Source organism: Methylophaga sp. UBA5088 (assembly GCF_002414625.1).
Classification (GTDB): Bacteria; Pseudomonadota; Gammaproteobacteria; order Nitrosococcales; family Methylophagaceae; genus Methylophaga; species Methylophaga marina.
On sequence record NZ_DIAC01000032.1, the window covers coordinates 48,686 to 48,960 of the forward strand.

The following is a 275-nucleotide window of genomic DNA, read 5'->3' on the forward strand; positions in this document are numbered from 1 at the left end:
TTAGCCGCCTGCTTCATAGATAGTTGTGCCACGTTACAATTACCGGTAACAGGTTATGGTCTGCGTTATGAATATGGCATGTTCCAACAACGCATCGAAAATGGATTTCAGGTAGAAAAACCTGATCACTGGTTGCAAGATGGTAACCCGTGGGAATTGGAGCGGCCTGAATTTACTCAGCGCATTAAATTTGGGGGTCATACCGAGTATCATCCAAGTGATAGTGGTGATATGCGTGTTCACTGGGTAAACACCAATGATGTCTTAGCTATCCC

The 275-nt window shown here is 44.7% G+C and carries 1 protein-coding gene; it reads left to right on the plus strand.

What is annotated here, in order from left to right; translation table 11 throughout:
• Positions 1 to 275: glycogen/starch/alpha-glucan phosphorylase (locus tag B4K20_RS04490; RefSeq protein WP_289282027.1), on the plus strand; the 275-nt coding region annotated here is incomplete at both ends.